The following is a 17268-nucleotide window of genomic DNA, read 5'->3' on the forward strand; positions in this document are numbered from 1 at the left end:
TAAGGGAGACGAATTATGGAAACCACAAAAAAGATCATTCTCGTAACAGGCGCTACTGGTCAACAAGGAGGAGCGACAATCCGCAATTTACTTGAAAAGGGCAACTGGTCCATTAGAGCTCTCACCCGTGACCCTAACAAACCTTCAGCGGAAACTTTAAGGAGAGATGGAGTAGAAGTTTTCAAAGGCGATCATAACAATCCAGATTCGTTACTGGAAGCAATGCAAGGAGTATATGGGGTATTCAGTGTTCAACCTACAGAATTCTCCCCAAACATGTCATCGGATTTTGGCTACGAAGACGAAGTTAGATTTGGAAAAAACGTAGCAAATGCGGCGAAGAATGCTGGTGTTCAACATTTTGTTTATTCATCGGTAAGTGGTGCGGATCGATTAATTGGCGGACGAAATTATAGTAAATGGGAAATTGAAGAATACATTCGAAGCCTTGACTTGCCACTGACAATATTACGTCCGGCTTGGTTCATGGATAATTTCTCCGATCCACTCTTTGGACTTCAAACCGGCAAACTTTCTACTGCGATAAAATCAAACATAAAATTGCAACTAATCGCTGTTGAAGATATCGGTGCATTTTCCGCATTAGCTTTTGAGAATCCCGAGAGATACTTAGGCAAAACAATTGAAATCGCCGGGGATTCTTTGACTCCGGTGGCTATATCGAACGCAATATCGCGTGCTATCGGAGGAGATATTCCATATGTAGAGATTCCAATCGATACTATTCGTCAAATAAGTCCAAGTGGAGCGAGAACGTTTGAGTTTATTAATAATGAGGAACTCAAAATTGATATTGCCGAAGTCCGGAGGTTACACCCCGGTTTGTTGACTTTTAATGAATGGTTAGAAAAAATAGGGAAAACAAAAATGGAGTTATTGTTCGCTTCCGGGCATTAAGGGATTCAAATGAAGATCGGAGAGTGCATCGCTGGCAGCGATGAGGTCAGGGGTTTGATCCCCCTTGGCTTCCTAATGCACAAAAAGGACACGATCGGGAAACCTGTTGTGTCCTTTTTGCTGTTTGAGCCGACGAAGGGATTTTCGTTCCGCGTGCAGGAAAAACCGTAAGGCAGACGAATTCGGCCCATCTAATGCAAATGGTTCGATATAAGACTTGTTGGTATTCATCCTCCTTTCATGTATGGATCGACAGACAGAATGGGAATATTGCGAAAGCCAAATGTTTCTCCTGTCGTACACTTTCCGGACTTCTGAATTATTATGTTACGGCCTTTGAATTGTTGTCATAATATAGTCCGAGATTATAAGCTTGTGTCAGGAGCCTTTCGGAAATTTCCGGCCTTGAATCCAAGGTGTCATATAATATCTCAACCTTGCTATTAGAGATTCCGCAGAAACCTGCAATTCCGATGTTCAGGTGATAGTCCATCATCTTATCGTATTGGTATTTCTCATAGTGTTCTTTCGGAGCTGATGCTAGACCGAGCCACAGTACTTTTTTATGATGCAGTTTGTTGGAGCCGTACGCAAAACCATTGTTCCATACACGGTCGATATATCCCTTTAGCATGGCTGGAAAACTGTGCCACCATACGGGGAAAATATAGGCGAGAGCATCGTGTTTCTTCATTCGTTCGATTTCTGTCTCAACTTCAGGCGAATAGATCTTGCTATCAGTTGACGAATCGGGTTCATCTGCCTCCCACAACACAGGGTTAAACCCGCTGCGATGCAGATCAAGCACCTCCGTCTCATGTCCCGCATCAGCGAGTCCCTGTGTAAATCTGGCTGAAACAGAAAAGGTTAAGGAATGCACCCTTGGGTGCGATACAACGGTCAAGATTTTCACAGTCGTCACCTTCCATTTTCTACTTTTCCTTCAAAATGAGGCACGATAAAATTATCTGATATGAAGTGAAAAAAAGGAAGAACGCACTTTTTTGTGCTATAAGAACTAAAAAGTAATATAGGTACCGAAAAGTACCTATTCAAAACAATCTATTAGAGGATGGTTATCCCAAGGAAAGGCAGAAAACACGGACTTATAACATCCCGGTGGAATGTCCGCGCCATTGCTCCCGAGTATAAACTATTCTTTTGCTTATCCTTCTGCATAATGTTTTTTTTCGTGCTACAATGATTAGAACAAATGTTCTAGTTTCTTGAGGGTAGAGGACGGATCGGAATGCGGGATACGGTTCAAATATCCGTAAGAGCGTTGGTTGAATATGCGTTTCGCAGCGGAGACATCGAGTACGGATTCCGACAGATGACACCTCTTGCGGAAGGCATAAAGGCCCATCAAAAAATTCAGCAGCGATATGGCGAACAGGATCGGAAAGAGGTTTTTCTAAAGGCCGATATCGCTTACGGAAATCTCGTGTTCGTGATTGACGGTCGCTGCGACGGCATGCTGGTCACTGAAGAGGGCGGCGTGACGATCGATGAGATCAAATCGACCACCGGCAGGCTACCGAACATAATCGAGGAGACGTACCCCGTTCACTGGGGACAGGTGAAATGCTATGCCTATATGGCGGCGAAGGAGTGCGGGCTCGGCCGGATCGGCGTGCAGCTGACGTATGTACAGGCCGATAGCGGGGAGGAAAAGCGGTTCACCGAGGAGCTCACTTTCAAGGAACTCGAGCGTTTCGTCATGGGCATGTTGGAGAAATACTATCCGTTCGCATCCATTCGGAATAATCATATGCGGTTGCGAAACTCGAGCATTAAGGCGCTGGCGTTCCCATTCCCATCATACCGGGAAGGGCAGCGGAAGCTTGCGGCTACTGCTTACAAGACAATAATGGACGGGAAGAAGCTTTTCGCCAAGGCGCCGACCGGCATCGGGAAGACGATATCGACGATATTTCCGTCAGTCAAGGCAATCGGAGAAGGTTTGCTGCGGCGTATTTTTTACCTGACGGCCAAGACGATTACGAGAACTGCGGCGGTAGAAGCTTTCGCGAAGCTACAGGCGAAAGGGCTGCATCTGCATACGGTGACTCTTACGGCGAAGGAGAAGATTTGTTTCCAGGAGGAAGTCCGTTGCACGAAGGAGAGCTGTGAGTTTGCGGACGGTTATTATGAACGCGTCAACGAGGCACTGCTCGACATGCTTTCCCATGAAACACTGATGACTCGCCATGTGATCGAGCGGTACGCCCGCAAGCACCGGGTATGCCCTTTTGAATTTTCGCTTGACGCCGCGTATGTGTCGGATGCAGTTATTTGCGATTACAATTACGTGTTCGATCCACGCGTCAACTTGAAACGGATGTTCGATGACCAGAAGAGGCAGACAGCGCTGCTGATCGATGAGGCCCATAATCTTGTCGACCGGGCGCGGGAGATGTATTCGAGCGAGCTTAACAAGTCGGATTTTCTGGCGATGCAGCGCGCTTGCAAAGGAGTACGCCCGGAGCTACACGCCGCGGCGAAAGCGGTGAACGAATATTTCATCGCGCTGCGCAAGCGTTACGGCGAATGGGCCGAACAAGTCGAGCACGGGCTGCCGGAGCAATTTGCCGAACTGGTTGAGTCATTCGCCGCCGCAGCTGAGAAAGAGTTAGCCGGAGCAGGTCGCGCCGGAATAGACGATACTTTGCTGGCGGACCTTTATTTCGCATCCCAGCATTTTGTCCGCATCGCCAAGCTCTATGACAAAAGATATGTTACTTATGTCGAATGCCGCAAGAGCGATGTACGCGTCAAGCTGTTTTGCCTCGATCCGTCGCACCTGCTTCGGCATACGAGCAAAGGTTACCGGTCGCAGGTCATCTTTTCCGCTACGTTGTCGCCGCTTTCCTATTATATGGACATGCTGGGAGGTGATGCGCAAGAGAATGGGGATTATGCCGTTTCGGTGCCCTCGCCTTTCGCAAAGGAGCAGCTCGACGTGATCGTTCTGCCGCTTTCGACCCGTTATCAAGTACGGGAGCAGACGGTCGAACCGCTTGTAGGCGTCTTGCATGAGCTTGCAGATAAACAACCGGGGAATATGCTGTTTTTTTTCCCGTCTTATGAATATATGAACCTTATATATGAACGGTTTACTGTCACGGGACCGCAGGTAAGAACGATTATGCAGTCGGCGAATATGACCGAGGAGGAGAGGGAACGATTCCTCGCGGCATTCGATGCGGATAATGAAGAAACTCTTGTCGGCTTTGCCGTCATGGGCGGCATTTTCTCAGAAGGGATCGATTTGGTCGGCGACCGACTGACCGGCGTGGCGGTTATCGGCGTCGGTCTACCACAGCTTGGGCAGGAGCGAAGCGTCATTAAGGATTATTTCGACGCAGAGGGCAAGAACGGTTTCGAATACGCTTATGTGTTTCCCGGAATGAACAAGGTGCTGCAAGCGGGAGGAAGGCTTATCCGTTCGGAGCGGGACCGCGGGACTTTGATGCTGATCGACGACCGGTATTTGCATCCTCAATATAATCGGCTGCTGCCGCCGGAATGGCACCACTATACCGTGCAGCGGATGGGATACCATAAGAATGTATAATTGGGACATGGAGTGCTGCTCCATGGTTGTTATCTATGTCCGGCTTTATTGTGTGTTTTTCACAGGATTAGGCTCACCTCTATGGAATGTATTCTTCCAAGGGAGCTTGTGTCAGAAATTTTAAATCTTTAAGTGGGGAGGAAACGGCAGATGACCACGAAAGAATCCGAATGGCAAATTCCGAAGTCAAACGGGGAGGACATGGCAATGTCGACGACAGGTGGCGGCATCTCTGTTGTGCCCGCGAACGAGGCGTCATGGGAGGACTTAGACGTTGTACTAGGTTCAGCCCGGTGCCACTCAGTACGGTGCTACTGCCAGCGGTTCAAGATCCCAAACTCTCAGTGGAACCAGTTAGAAGACGACGAACGCGCCTTCCTACTGCGCGCCCAGACCGGCTGCGGGAACCCAGAGTCGGGCATAACCAGCGGCCTCGTCGCATACCTCGACCACCAGCCCGTCGGGTGGTGCGCGATCGAGCCCCGGACTGCTTACATAAAGCTGTTAAGCAGCCGGGTCCCGTGGGCGGGACGGAACGAGGTCAAGAACGACGATGGCGTTTGGGCCGTCACCTGCTTCATTATTCGCAACGGCTATCGCCGGCGCGGGATCACCTACGAGCTCACGCGCGCTGCTGTCGAATTCGCTCGGCGGCGGGGCGCCCGCGCTGTTGAGGGGTACCCGATGATCACCGTACCTGGACAGGAGATCACCTGGGGGGAGCTCCACGTCGGCAGTCGCAACGCCTTCGCCGCGGCCGGATTCCGTGAAGTGACCAGACCCACCACGCGCCGAGTCGTGATGCGCCTTGATCTCCAGTAGACTGCCGCGCTAGAATGCGGAGCTTTGGTGACGTCTAGTTTTTCGGGTTTGTAGGTCCAGCAGCAGGTCTTGGTTAAACTGGTCGATTATTGCAGGAGCTGTGTTTCGAGTTCGTCCACCGGGCGCCCATCTTCGACGTCCCAGGCGAACTCCACTTGCTAGTAGAAATGCATTACCTCATTAATCCTCTGGTCGAACTCTAGTAATCATCTACCCCTGAAAAAAAGGAGGCACATGGAATGGTTGAAAAACGCAAGGAAGTTTTACTTAAACTAAGGAACAACAGCTGGGACGAAGAAAGTTGGTTTTTACCGTTGGCGGACGCTCTTGAAAACATCAATGCTGCCCAAGCCGCCTGGCAGCCACCCGGTGGTGGCAACACTATTTGGCAAACCCTCAACCATCTTAATTACTTCAATGAACGCTACCTTGCAGTGATTAAAGGGGAGGTACTCGGTGAGCCATTGGACACCAATGAGGCAACCTTTGGCGCACCTGGAAACGGAGAAGATGAAAGAGGTTGGCGAGCAACCGTTCAGAAAACACGAGACATCATGGACGATTTTAAAGAAACAATAAATCGGCTTAGTGAAGACGATCTGGATAATCGCAACCTCGATGTAAATTTGCCAGACATCATGATGCATGACGCTTATCACATCGGACAAATTGTCCTGATTCGCAAAATGCAAGGTTCATGGACATCAGAGCGAAATATGGGTGAAATGTGGTAAAATAGCGTTGGTCAAAGCTATAGCCTTGAGTTCATAGGGGACTTAAACCGGGGAGAACAGCATCACAAGAAAGTTTGATGTTGACTCATTTAAATACTTATCTAATAACCCAAATGAAACGTACGAATACCTGTAAGGATGTTGGGTTTATGAAGAAAAAAACAAGGAATATTATTGTGGGAGACAAGGAATACGTATATGTGATTAACCAAAAGTACAATCAACATGTAAGCTATATTTCCCTTTCAATATCATTAAAGGGACTAAAGAACATAACATGTTCATTCCACTTTTGTACATGGGATGATCCAGTTACGGGAAGCCCTTTATTAGTTGGTGTTCCCTTAAAGAATATAGCGACGAGAAATATTGAAAATTTTAACTTGCATTATCCAAGAACGGTTAGACAATTTGTTGTGTATGGTTTGGAAAATGGGTGGAATGGAGTAAACAGAATAGAGTTCAATGATGGACTCCAAATAATAAGTAAGCTGGGCTATGACGTTTCATGGCTTAAACCAGAACTCAAACCGCATTAATTATTCGAGGGACGGATACGTTGGCTGAATAAAGAGGGTTTATCGCCGTCATCCTTGACGGCGGTTCTCTTATCTGCCAATTCTAATATACTTTTTCACAAAGGCAATTAAGGTGGTCGGATAATGTCATATTATGATTTGAATAAAACAGGACAGACAAGCCAATTCCTTCAAGTTTTAAAAGATTGTGTTGCCGAAGCCGGAAACACCGGTTTGCTGCATATCGAAAAACAGATCGAGGTCGATTGCAAAGCTTCGCACAAAGAGTTAGTTACGCTTGTTGACCGGCAAAACGAGCAGTTTATCGTGAACCGGATCAAAGAAGCATTCCCTCATCACAAAGTGATGGGAGAAGAAAGCTACACGGGGGAGACGTTCCAATCGGACGATTACGTCTGGATTATCGACCCGATAGACGGCACGACGAATTATGTACACCAGAAGCAATGTTTTGCCGTTTCGGTTGCTTTATACCATCAAGGAGAAGGCATTTGCGGAGCTGTATACAATCCATCCGCTAAAGAACTGTTCTGGGTGGAGAGAGGGGCAGGCGCATATTTGAATGGCCACCGGCTTTTCTTAGACGGACAGCAGTCTCGTTTAGCGGATTCCCTAATCGCAACCTATATTTATTATAATGATGACGAAAAATACGCAGGCTTTGATCAGTTTGTCGACAGAATAGCTCGCACATCCAGAGGCGTCCGAATGATCGGTTGTGGCTCTCTTGAGCTTGCTTATGTGGCCTGTGGGCGGTTTAGTGCGTATTTCAGCTTTGTACAAAAGCCTTGGGATTTTGCGGCAGGTAAATTGCTCATTGAAGAAGCTGGCGGGATCGTGACTGGCTTGAATGGGAAGCCCGTTGATGCTTACAAGTCGGCGAGTATTCTAGCTGGACCCAAAAGTCTTCACGAGGAAATGACGGCGATTTCCAATGCGATATTAGCAATGTGACCCCACCGGAAAGCTCTTCTAATAGTTTGGGGAAGCAGTATGTTTAGCCCTAATCCGTAAAATCAGCCGCGCTTCATTGTTAAATAAATGTTACATGTAATTCAAAGTTTATTCGGCAACTAAACTAACGAGTTACGTTAGTTCAATAAAACAGCGGTAGTTTAGGACCAAAAGCGCGATCCGCCATTAAGCGAACGGTCAGAGATATATTAAAACGTAGAGCTCGTTGAAGCACGACACTTGAGGGGGATGAAAGAAACTATGGAACACTCTGTAGTTATACAAGCAGAACGAATTGCAGGCGATTTTCTTCTGGAACAAGTAAAAACTTCATATCAGATCACAGGTAAAGGCATCACAAATCAGGTTTGCGTAGTCGAAACGGAGAGTCATAAAGTCGTTGTCCGCATGAACGATAAAGATACATTTCCAAGCTTTATCAAAGAAAAATGGTGTATCGAGCAAGCAGCCGCAGTTGGCGTTCCTGGACCTGAGGTGTTGTCCATTGGTATAGTTGATGAAACCGCATATATGATTCAAGTCTTTATTGAGGGAGACAACGGGTTAGACAGTACTGTTCCCAAGTCCGATGTTTGGAGGAAACTGGGCGAATATGCCAAGCTTATTCATTCTATTCAAGTGAAAGGATATGGAGGGAATCTGATTGATCCAGTCCATGGTGAGTTTCAGTCACCTTCTCATGCCGGATCAGACGGCAGTTGGCAAGGGTATGTGCAGTATAATATCAATAGTTTGACTGAGCATGATCGCTTGATTGAGCTTGGAATAATCACTCAGATGGAATCGCAGAGAGTAAGAAAACTGTTTGAAAATTTGAAGAGTGAACCGTTCCGCTTTGGTTTAAACCATGGAGATATCTCTTTAAAGAATACGATTGTCAATCAGGCAAACCAAGTAATATTACTGGATTGGAATGCAGAAGTAAGCGTGGTACCGCATGCAACTGTTGTTCAATTGATGCATTACCAAATCCTAGGACTAGAAGAAAGCGCAAGTGTTGAGGAATTCAAAGCGTTTATGGACGGGTACGGAATAAGAGAAAAAGACCTTTCTGAAATGAGGCATTTGTTGCTATTAAGGGCTTTCGATAACCTCAGGTGGGCTATTGATCAAAGTCCTGATCTGATTGAATCCTATGCTGCGTTCGCGAAACAAGTTGTTGACATGATTATGGATTAGCAGAGATTAGCGATGTTTTTGTATCTCAATCTAACAAGGGTGAAGAAAATGATTGACGGAGACGAGAGCGCAGCGATGGAACCGATCCATCGCTTTTTCTGCATTATCAGACAAATTTACTCAACAAACGGGCACTTTAACGGTGTATCCAGATGAAATCGTTAATTCACTTGAAATTCATCCAAACAGACAAGTATATGTAATTGTTTCAAAACTGTATGGGGAATTTGAGATGAAAAGAGGCAAAGTATTGAATCCTGTAATCTTTTCCCTCTTCGATGCGGAGACAGGTTTTTCGTTTGGTGGAGGATATAGTGGGGAGCCAACCAGATAGCAGAGGAAAATTGTTGAGCTTACGGAGAACGAGAATTACATGAAAGTAGGCTGCCTAATGATCGGGCAGCCCGCTAACCCCTCGTGCAATTCGAAGGTTTAGCGGACATTCGTTTCCGTAAATATGGCGCTGGATGGAACAAGCAGCTAACGGACATCCGGTTCCGTTAGCGCGATAAGGCGCTGCTAACCGGTTGCGCCCGTCGCCGGCGAAGCCGACGCATTTGCGCTTCTTGCGGCAGTTTCCGCCGCCTTGGCTTGCGTCCGCTCCCACAATCGCCGAACGATCGCATACTGTACGATGCCCGCGCAAGCGAGCAAGCCGGCCACTATGGCGAACGTAACGCGCCCGCCCCACAGTTCGTATATGAATCCGAACGCGATCGGTCCAAACCCCCGGGAGAGCTGCCAATTCATGCTGAATACCGAAAAATATCTGCCGCGCATATCGGCGGGAGCGATCATTGAAACGGCCTTCTGCAGATGCGGTCCGCTCAGCATCTCGCCAAGCGTGAATAATAATTCGACGACGATCAACAGGGCGAAGAACGGCGCGAAACCGTAACCGAACGCGACAGCCGCGAACAATCCGTAAGACAGCAGCACCACGCGGTGCGTCGCCCAATTTTCCGTCCAGCGCGCCAACGGAATTTGCAGCAGCATGACGGTGATTCCGTTGATCGTAAGAATCGTGGTAAGGATCGTCTTGTAATCTTCGAATTGGCTTTGCAGATGGAGCGGAAACACCGTCTCCACTTGCGCGTAGAGAATGCTGATCGGAACGGCGAGAGCCGTTATATAAAACAACCATCTGTGCGCGCCGAACGTGAGCCGCGCTTTAGCAACGGCCGGCGACGCCATATCCGATTGCACGTCGCGCTTAGGTAAAGTTTCAGGAATTTTTTTCCACACCAACAATAAATATATTGCAAAAGCTACCGCGGACAGTCCGAAAACGATTTTCGGCTGCCAAGTGAAGAGGAGAAGCCCCAGCACCGGCCCGAAAGCCGCCCCCACGTTCAACGCCGCATGCAGCGCAGCGAACACTTCGGCCCGGCGGTTCTCGGGAACGATATCCGCCACTTGCGCATTCGCGGCGGGGAAGAACAAGCTCATGCCGACTCCGTTCAGTATGGAACAAAGCGCGAACTGCCACACCGATTCCGCGAACACAAATCCGACCATCGCCGCCATGTTAACGGCCAATGCGCCTGCCATCAAGGGCTTACGCCCCCATCGGTCCGAAAGCCCGCCGCCCCACAATCCTACGAGCATTGCGGTGAGCGGCTGCAAACCGACGATCAACATCGGCAGCAGCACCGAGCCTTCCAGCTTATCGTACAAATACAGAACCAAGAACGGCCGAATCATAAACCCTGCGACCGTCGTCAGCGCCGTACCGATGATGCGAATCCATATTGCGGCATCATATCGGGAAAATAACTTGCTCCACACCGTCTCCACCCCGCTGCGTTACCCGTCCATATCTTTGTAGTGCGGGCGTTTTCTACTCATTATATAGAAGAGAGGGGGAAGAAAAAGGGCATATTTTAGTCCTTGCGTTTCACCTTTTTCAGAGACCGCCTATGAATGCTATGACGAACGTAACCGTAACGATGCTAAACAGGGTGGAGGAGAACACTGCTTGGGACGCGAAATCCGGCTCGTTCTCGAACTCGACGGCAAGCAGCACGCTGCTGAGCGACGTCGGCACGGCGCACGAAAGGACGAGCGCTTGCGCGAGTGGACCGTGGTAGCCTAGCAAGAGGACGATTCCGAATCCGATCGCGGGCGATACGAGCAAGCGCAGCGCGTTCGACAGCAGCACATCCGACATGGATATGCTCCATTTCATGTTGCCGAGCTGCGCGCCGAGCGTTACCAGAGCCGTTGCGATGAACCCTTGGGAAATATATTCAAGCGGGATGTAGACCGATTCGGGAACCGGAATTTGCGCAAACTTAAAGAGAAAGGCGAGCGGCACGATGTAGATTACCGGAAACGTTAAAATCGTCCGCAGAATTTGCCGGAGTTCCATCCGATGCGCATTCACGCTGTAAATACCGAATGTGTTCGGTATTACGCTTTGGATCACCATAATGATCAGCTGGACAGACAGCGTGAAAGGGTTGTTCGCAAATACGAGTTGATTCAGGGGAATCGCGAAGTTCGCGCTGTTGTAGAAGATGACGCTGTTTCGCATCGCCCCGCGCATTCCGCCTTGGAAGCCGCGAAGCCGCATCACCGCTTCAACAACAGCAATAAGCGCGGCGTAAAACAATACGAAGAATAAGAGCACTTCAAGCAAAACGGTCACCGTAAACGTGGATTCATAGAGCATGACAAATAGAATCGCGGGAGAAAACAAATAGAAGTTCAGCTTGGACAGCGTGCGGATATCGAGCTTAAACGCGCGCTGCAGCACCGCACCGACGGAGATCATGATCGACAGAGGAATAACGTTGTACAACAGGATGTGTAAAAAATAAGACATTTCGGATTACGCGCCCCCTTAAGCTGAAATCATTATAACTCAAGACGGGTGGAGCGCAATCTGAATGGAAATTAATTCAATTAATATATTTCGTATGGTATAATTTACTAAGTAAAATGTACTAGATTTGGGAGGCTGTCGTACTATGACCAATTTATTTACGATTATTGCTTCACCCGCCAAAACGTTCGAACGTTTGCGGGACAAAGGAGGCTGGGTGCTTCCTTTCGTCGCGTTGACGGTTTTGTCCGTCATACTCATGTATATCCAGTGGCCGTTGCTGCAGCGGTTGATGGAGGAGCAGATTGCGAACTCCCAGCAGCCAATGACGGAAGAGCAGATCAATATGGGGAAAATGTTCGGGCAAATATCGGCGTATGCCGGAGCTGCTATCGCGCCGGCGATTTCCATGTTTCTCGGCGGTTTGCTTCTTCTGCTGGTGAATTTGATCGTACGAGGAGAAGCGACATATATGCAATTAGCGAAAGTTTCGCTTTTCTCAAGCGTTCCGGCGTATATCGGAGGCATCATTACGGCGGTGATGGCGTTGACGCTAAATCCGGACAGCTTATACGACATTATGCTGACAGGGGGAGCGTTTTTCGATGAGAAGAAAGGCTTTCTGTTCGGCGCGGCGAGCAACATTTTGGATCCGTTCGGACTGTGGAGCTTAGCTCTGTTAATCATCGGAACCTCCGTCATGACCCGCCGTTCGAAGGCTGCGGCAGGTATTTGGATCGCGCTCGGTTGGCTTGTCGTGAAATTGGTCTCTTCGTTTACCGTATAGAACGCTGGCGGATTATATACATAGAAAGGTTGAATAAGGTGCGGAGCAAATGGTTGTGGGGAGCGGCGCTTGTTCTGGTAGTAGCCGGGCTTGTGTATGTAAACGTCATGCGGATGGGGATAAGCCAAGAAGTGACGCTGGCGAAGGCGGAGGAAGGTGAAATATCCGAATCCGTATTCGCCAACGGACGCATACAGCCGGCTGACGAGACGGAATTGTACACGAACGTCGACGGCAAAGTAAAGGAAGTGTTTGTGAAAGTCGGCGACACGGTTGCAAGAGGCGATGTCGTTATGTCGTACGACACGTCCGACTGGGAACGGCAAATCGAGCTTGAGCGCAACAGGATCGAAATCGAGAAGCTTCAACGGCAAATCGACAGGAAGCGGAACTACGATGCCGCAAAGCAGGGCGAGAAAGATGCCGAGCAAATACTTGCATTGGAATCGGATGCCCAGAAGCTGCATGAACTGCAAATTCGCGGCACGGAAAATACGATTGCTCAACTGCGGGAGAAAATTGCGCAAAGCGTTGTGAAGGCGGATTCGGACGGCGTCGTTACGAAGCTGAACGTTACTGAAGGACAGACCGTGCCGTCAGGGTTTATGGCGGCGGTATTTGCGGATGTGTCTTCTTTAAAAGTATCCGCGGCGCTGAACGAGCTGGATGCGGGCAAAGTTCAGGCGGGGATGAAGGCGATCGTAACGGGAGACGCGTTCGATGACCGGTTGGACGGAGAACTGACGTACATAGCCCCCGAAGCGGCGCCAGCCGGCCCCGAATCGCAAGATTTCCAAGTCGGAATCGAAGTGACGTTGGCGAAAGGAGATTTGGACATCATACCGGGGTTGGCGGCAATGATAGAATTTGTATTGCCCGGAGAGAAGCGGGTTCTGGTTCCGATCGACGCGGTCGTTTATAGAAATCAAGAAGCTTTCGTATATAAGGCGGAGGACGGTAAGGCTGTCCAAGTCGCTGTCAAGACGGGGAAGGACAACGGGGAGCGGGTTGAAATTCTGGAGGGGCTCAAAGCCGGAGAAGAGGTCATATCCCCGTTGCCTGAAGGGCTTCGCGACGGAAAGAAAGTAAAGGCGGCGCAATCCGAATGATTCGATTGGAAGGCGTAACCAAAACATACCGCAACGGAGCTGTCGAAGTACAAGCGTTGAAAACAATGGACGTAACGATAAACAAAGGCGAGTTCGTCGCCATTATGGGCCCTTCGGGTTCGGGCAAGTCCACTCTGATGAATATATTGGGCTGCCTGGATGTGCCTACGACCGGTACCTACGTGCTTGACGGGGAGCAAGTGGAATCGCTGGACGAGGACCGGCTGGCTGCGATTCGAAACCGCAAAATCGGATTCGTGTTTCAAAACTTCCACCTTCTTCCGCGCCAATCGATACTCCGCAATGTGGAGCTCCCTTGCGTATATGGCGGGGTCAGCCGTCAAGAGCGGATGGAGAGAGCCAAAGACCTTCTTGAGAAGGTGGGGCTTGGCGAGAGGGTTCATCACCGACCGAACGAGCTGTCCGGCGGCCAGCGTCAGCGGGCCGCGATTGCGAGAGCGCTTGTGATGGATCCGGCCATATTGCTTGCCGACGAACCGACGGGAAATTTGGACGCGAAATCGTCGGAAGATATCATGCGACTGTTCGGACAGCTGCATGCGGAAGGGGCGACGATCATTATCGTTACCCACGAACCCGACATTGCGGCTCATGCCAAGCGGGTCATTCGTTTCGGGGACGGGGACATCGTCCAGGACACCGCATCGGAGAGGCGGGAGGCGCTATGACGCTGTGGGAAAACTTGCTCATCGCCCTCGATAATTTGAAGGGCAACAAGATGCGTTCATTGTTGACGATTATCGGGATCGTGGTCGGCATCGCCGCGGTGGTGACGGTCGTATCGATCGGCCAAGCGGGCCAGACGTCGCTTGTGGCGGAGGTCGCTCAGTATGGCGACGGATATTTTGTTTTATACCCGGCTAGCCGGGACGGCAATGTTGATATAAATTTGTACATTACCGACGCCGACTTGCAGCTGCTGCGCAAGATGGAAGGTATCGTTGCGGCGATGGGAAGCATGGAGCGCAGTTTTGTTGCGAAGATCGGCACGAAGGAAGTCAACGTGCGGGTAACCGGCACCGCCTCTTCGTATTCGAAACTTTCCAATATGAAGATGTCTGCGGGGCAGTTTTTTTCTTCGTCGGAGGAACGGTCGCGCCAGCGCGTGTTGGTTGTCGAATCCAAATTCGCGGAAACGTATTTCGGATCGGCCGGCGCGGCTTTGAATCAGAAGGTCAATTTAGGCGGAAGGCTGTTCCGAATTGTAGGTGTGACGAAGACGGAGGAGTCGCTCTTTAGCGGTTTAGGCGGCGAGAGCTATAGAGCGTTCGCTCCGATGAATGCCGTTCCCGGCGCGGACGCAAGCTCCGCCCGGTTCGGCTTCATCGAGGTGAAAGCTTCCGCCGCAAACGAGGATGAGCTGAAAGAAATTGTGCGGCAGGTGAAACAATGGATCGCCAAGCGCCACAATACGGAGCCGGACAAATATATGGCGCAGACGGCGTACGAAGTGCAGGGGCAAGTGAAGCAAGTGTTCTCGATTCTTCAAGTCATTATCGGTTCCATTGCGGGAATATCGCTGTTTGTCGGTGGAATAGGCGTTATGAACATCATGCTCGTTTCCGTAACCGAACGAACGCGAGAGATCGGCATTCGCAAAGCGATCGGCGCGACACCCGGCTTGATCATGGCGCAATTCATCATCGAAGCGGTCATCTTATCGCTAGCCGGGGGTGTCATAGGCGCCGGAATCGGATTGCTGGGCTCGTGGATCTTTTCTATTATAACCCAATGGCCGTTTCTTATTTCGTGGTGGGCGCTGCTGCTTGCCGTCGTGTTTTCTACCGCAGTCGGAGTATTTTTCGGATTGTATCCCGCGAACAAAGCCGCTCGCATGCAGCCGATCGAATCGCTGCGCTACGAGTGACGTCTCCTCCTGTGAGTGACGGCATCTCCGACACGGTGATCAGCAACACTTCTGGTTACTACATACGTTAATTATCGCACCAGCGCCGCCCACTTCTCGAACGTGCGATGCGCTTCCCCCGAGTCGAGCGCCGTTCTCGCCGCGTCGAGTCCTGCTTCAATGCTTCCGGCCGCATTCGCCAGCCAAAGCCGCACTGCGGCATTCAAGACCGTAATTTGCCGGAAAGCGGGCTCGCATTCTCCGCGCAGCACGGCAACCGCCGTTTGCGCTTGCGCCGATGCGGTCCACTCCATGTCCGGTACTTCTTCATATAAATTATACAATTCCGGATCGATCACAAGAAGCTCCGGAACTCCGTCGTCAACTAGGTACGCGCGAGTTCTCTTGTTGACCGGCAAATCCTCGGAGCCTTCCATTCCTTGTGTAATGAGCGCCCGTTTCACTCCAAGCCGCGTCACCAGCTCGGTCATCTTCTCGAACACCGTGCCATGGAACACGCCGAACGCCAAGTATGGGGCATCCGAATAACGAAGCAGCTTCTCCGCGGTGTTGAAGACGGTCCGAAGACCGAGCTCTTCGCGCAATTGCCGCATTGCGGCAAGAGGGGGGCATGCTTCTTCGGCCGGTGTAAACAGTACGCCGGTTTCGGCGGCCGCCTTGTGAAACGTGTCTATATCCGCATGAATGCCCATTTCGAACAAAACGTCGGTTAAAGTGACGCCCCATTTCGGCGGAAGAGACCGGCTTGCGTGCAAAGATACCGGCACTCCGCATGAGGCCAAAACAAACGCGACGGGCAGAGCTGCCATGAACGATTTGGTTCTGCCGTCGTACGGTCCGGCGCAATCCAAGGAACCGGGAAGCGGATGGCGGCGGCTGAACGGACGCAGAACGTCGACGAACGCCATAATTTCATCGGTGCTTTCCATCTTTATCCTCTCGGCGACAAGGAACGCCCCCGCTTGCGCGGGCGTCGCTTCGCCGCCGACGATCATTTCTGCAGCACGAACCGCTTCTTCATAGGTCAGATCCCGGGCGCCCCGTTTTCCTCGGCCGACTTCTTTGAGTAGTTCTTTCATTTAGTGCGCCCCCTAGGGTTTTGTTCTTTTAACAAAGAATACACTTTGACAATGGACACGGCAACGTCGACGAGCCGCCGCCGTTCGTTCATCGCTTGCTTGCGGAGAAACTCATACGCTTCCGCTTCAGAAATATGCTTGATTTCGCTAAGAATAGATTTAGCCCGGTCGATCCACTTGCGGTCCTCCAATTTGGCGAGCAGCTGCTCTCGTTCCTGCTTCCACTGCGTGCGGCGCAAATAATTTTTTGACGCAAGCGAAACATACCAGTGCAATTCGTTCACCGTCAAGCCGGGGGACAAAATGACGTCAATTTCAGTTGCTATATTGCAATTGTGCAGCACCGGCTCATCCTCGCACCACCAAATAGTCGGCAATGACTGAAGATGAGTGAATCTCGCAAGAGCGGAGAACGGAAGATGTAAAATAATTGCGTCAATATTTCTTACGTTAATATGGGTTTCTTCTTTAATTTCTTGTAAAATAATACGGTAACCGGCCGCCGTAAATAATTCGACCGGATCGATATACCGTTCGGCGACTGGCTTCACTTCCGAGTCTTCATCATGCGTGACGGTCGCATTCGCCGGCGGGGCCGGATGTTCCCGCAGGATAAGAAACGTTTGCAGCACAAGTAGTCACATCCTATCCATGACCCCCACATGTTCACAAACCTAACATGTGATAGTATTATATTGCACAAATATAACACAGAAAAGCGAATTTTTGAACCAAAAACTTTTTTGTGTCAGTATTATTGACATAATCCGAGTTTGCTGAATATAATACGGTTAAGAAGAAAACCTCGAACGATGGAAATGCAATGGAGCATGA

17 protein-coding genes are annotated in these 17268 nt (G+C 49.9%); 12 read left to right on the plus strand and 5 right to left on the minus strand.

Going from position 1 to position 17268, the window contains the following annotated elements:
* Nucleotides 1-15 precede the first annotated feature (15 nt).
* Entirely contained in the window at nt 16-918 is a 903-nt protein-coding gene (locus JET16_RS08200) for an NmrA/HSCARG family protein (RefSeq protein WP_199615310.1), read from the plus strand.
* A 322-nt stretch (nt 919-1240) separates the two neighbouring features.
* Here JET16_RS08200 and JET16_RS08205 read toward each other — a convergent pair whose 3' ends face one another.
* Complete coding sequence (locus tag JET16_RS08205; protein ID WP_199615311.1) at nt 1241-1831, minus strand: NAD(P)H oxidoreductase; 591 nt, start codon at nt 1829-1831, stop codon at nt 1241-1243.
* A 336-nt stretch (nt 1832-2167) separates the two neighbouring features.
* Here JET16_RS08205 and JET16_RS08210 point away from each other — a divergent pair, with 336 nt between their 5' ends.
* From JET16_RS08210 to JET16_RS08240, 7 genes are all read left to right on the plus strand, one after another.
* A complete protein-coding gene (locus JET16_RS08210; RefSeq protein ID WP_199615312.1) occupies nt 2168-4495 on the plus strand; it encodes an ATP-dependent DNA helicase in 2328 nt (775 codons plus the stop codon).
* A 150-nt stretch (nt 4496-4645) separates the two neighbouring features.
* Nucleotides 4646-5317 (plus strand): GNAT family N-acetyltransferase, encoded by a 672-nt coding sequence (locus tag JET16_RS08215; RefSeq protein ID WP_199615313.1) that lies wholly within the window; start codon nt 4646-4648, stop codon nt 5315-5317.
* 239 nt (nt 5318-5556) lie between these two features.
* Nucleotides 5557-6051, plus strand: a complete 495-nt coding sequence (locus JET16_RS08220) for a DinB family protein (protein WP_199615314.1) — start codon at nt 5557-5559, stop codon at nt 6049-6051.
* 149 nt (nt 6052-6200) lie between these two features.
* Nucleotides 6201-6590, plus strand: a complete 390-nt coding sequence (locus tag JET16_RS08225) for a hypothetical protein (RefSeq protein ID WP_199615315.1) — start codon at nt 6201-6203, stop codon at nt 6588-6590.
* A gap of 123 nt (nt 6591-6713) precedes the next feature.
* Nucleotides 6714-7544 carry an inositol monophosphatase family protein gene (locus tag JET16_RS08230; RefSeq protein WP_199615316.1) on the plus strand — a complete coding sequence of 277 codons (831 nt, stop codon included), beginning with the start codon at nt 6714-6716 and terminating at the stop codon, nt 7542-7544.
* A 261-nt stretch (nt 7545-7805) separates the two neighbouring features.
* Nucleotides 7806-8744, plus strand: a complete 939-nt coding sequence (locus JET16_RS08235) for a phosphotransferase (RefSeq protein WP_199615402.1) — start codon at nt 7806-7808, stop codon at nt 8742-8744.
* 52 nt (nt 8745-8796) lie between these two features.
* Nucleotides 8797-9078: a hypothetical protein gene (locus JET16_RS08240; RefSeq protein WP_199615317.1), complete on the plus strand. Its 282-nt coding sequence runs from the start codon at nt 8797-8799 to the stop codon at nt 9076-9078.
* Between the two features lie 185 nt (nt 9079-9263).
* On the opposite strand, the gene JET16_RS08245 is transcribed toward JET16_RS08240, so the two are convergent.
* Both JET16_RS08245 and JET16_RS08250 read right to left on the minus strand, forming a co-directional pair.
* Entirely contained in the window at nt 9264-10532 is a 1269-nt protein-coding gene (locus JET16_RS08245) for an MDR family MFS transporter (RefSeq protein WP_325176640.1), read from the minus strand.
* Between the two features lie 118 nt (nt 10533-10650).
* Nucleotides 10651-11571 carry an AEC family transporter gene (locus JET16_RS08250; RefSeq protein WP_199615318.1) on the minus strand — a complete coding sequence of 307 codons (921 nt, stop codon included), beginning with the start codon at nt 11569-11571 and terminating at the stop codon, nt 10651-10653.
* A gap of 145 nt (nt 11572-11716) precedes the next feature.
* Here JET16_RS08250 and JET16_RS08255 point away from each other — a divergent pair, with 145 nt between their 5' ends.
* The 4 genes from JET16_RS08255 to JET16_RS08270 are packed head-to-tail and all read left to right on the plus strand — an operon-like array spanning nt 11717 to nt 15355.
* A complete protein-coding gene (locus tag JET16_RS08255) occupies nt 11717-12358 on the plus strand; it encodes a YIP1 family protein (protein ID WP_199615319.1) in 642 nt (213 codons plus the stop codon).
* Nucleotides 12359-12396: 38 nt separating this feature from the next.
* Nucleotides 12397-13467, plus strand: coding sequence for an efflux RND transporter periplasmic adaptor subunit (locus tag JET16_RS08260; RefSeq protein WP_199615320.1), 1071 nt, complete (start codon nt 12397-12399; stop codon nt 13465-13467).
* Nucleotides 13464-14156 carry an ABC transporter ATP-binding protein gene (locus JET16_RS08265; RefSeq protein WP_199615321.1) on the plus strand — a complete coding sequence of 231 codons (693 nt, stop codon included), beginning with the start codon at nt 13464-13466 and terminating at the stop codon, nt 14154-14156. The genes JET16_RS08260 and JET16_RS08265 overlap by 4 nt, the downstream gene beginning before the upstream one ends.
* Nucleotides 14153-15355: an ABC transporter permease gene (locus tag JET16_RS08270; protein ID WP_199615322.1), complete on the plus strand. Its 1203-nt coding sequence runs from the start codon at nt 14153-14155 to the stop codon at nt 15353-15355. The genes JET16_RS08265 and JET16_RS08270 overlap by 4 nt, the downstream gene beginning before the upstream one ends.
* A gap of 71 nt (nt 15356-15426) precedes the next feature.
* On the opposite strand, the gene JET16_RS08275 is transcribed toward JET16_RS08270, so the two are convergent.
* Both JET16_RS08275 and JET16_RS08280 read right to left on the minus strand, forming a co-directional pair.
* Entirely contained in the window at nt 15427-16434 is a 1008-nt protein-coding gene (locus JET16_RS08275) for an anthranilate phosphoribosyltransferase (RefSeq protein ID WP_199615323.1), read from the minus strand.
* Nucleotides 16431-17066 carry an ANTAR domain-containing response regulator gene (locus tag JET16_RS08280; protein WP_325176641.1) on the minus strand — a complete coding sequence of 212 codons (636 nt, stop codon included), beginning with the start codon at nt 17064-17066 and terminating at the stop codon, nt 16431-16433. The genes JET16_RS08275 and JET16_RS08280 overlap by 4 nt, the downstream gene beginning before the upstream one ends.
* Nucleotides 17067-17268 lie beyond the last annotated feature (202 nt).

Source organism: Paenibacillus alkalitolerans, assembly GCF_016482785.1.
GTDB classification, from domain to species: Bacteria; Bacillota; Bacilli; order Paenibacillales; family YIM-B00363; genus Paenibacillus_AE; species Paenibacillus_AE alkalitolerans.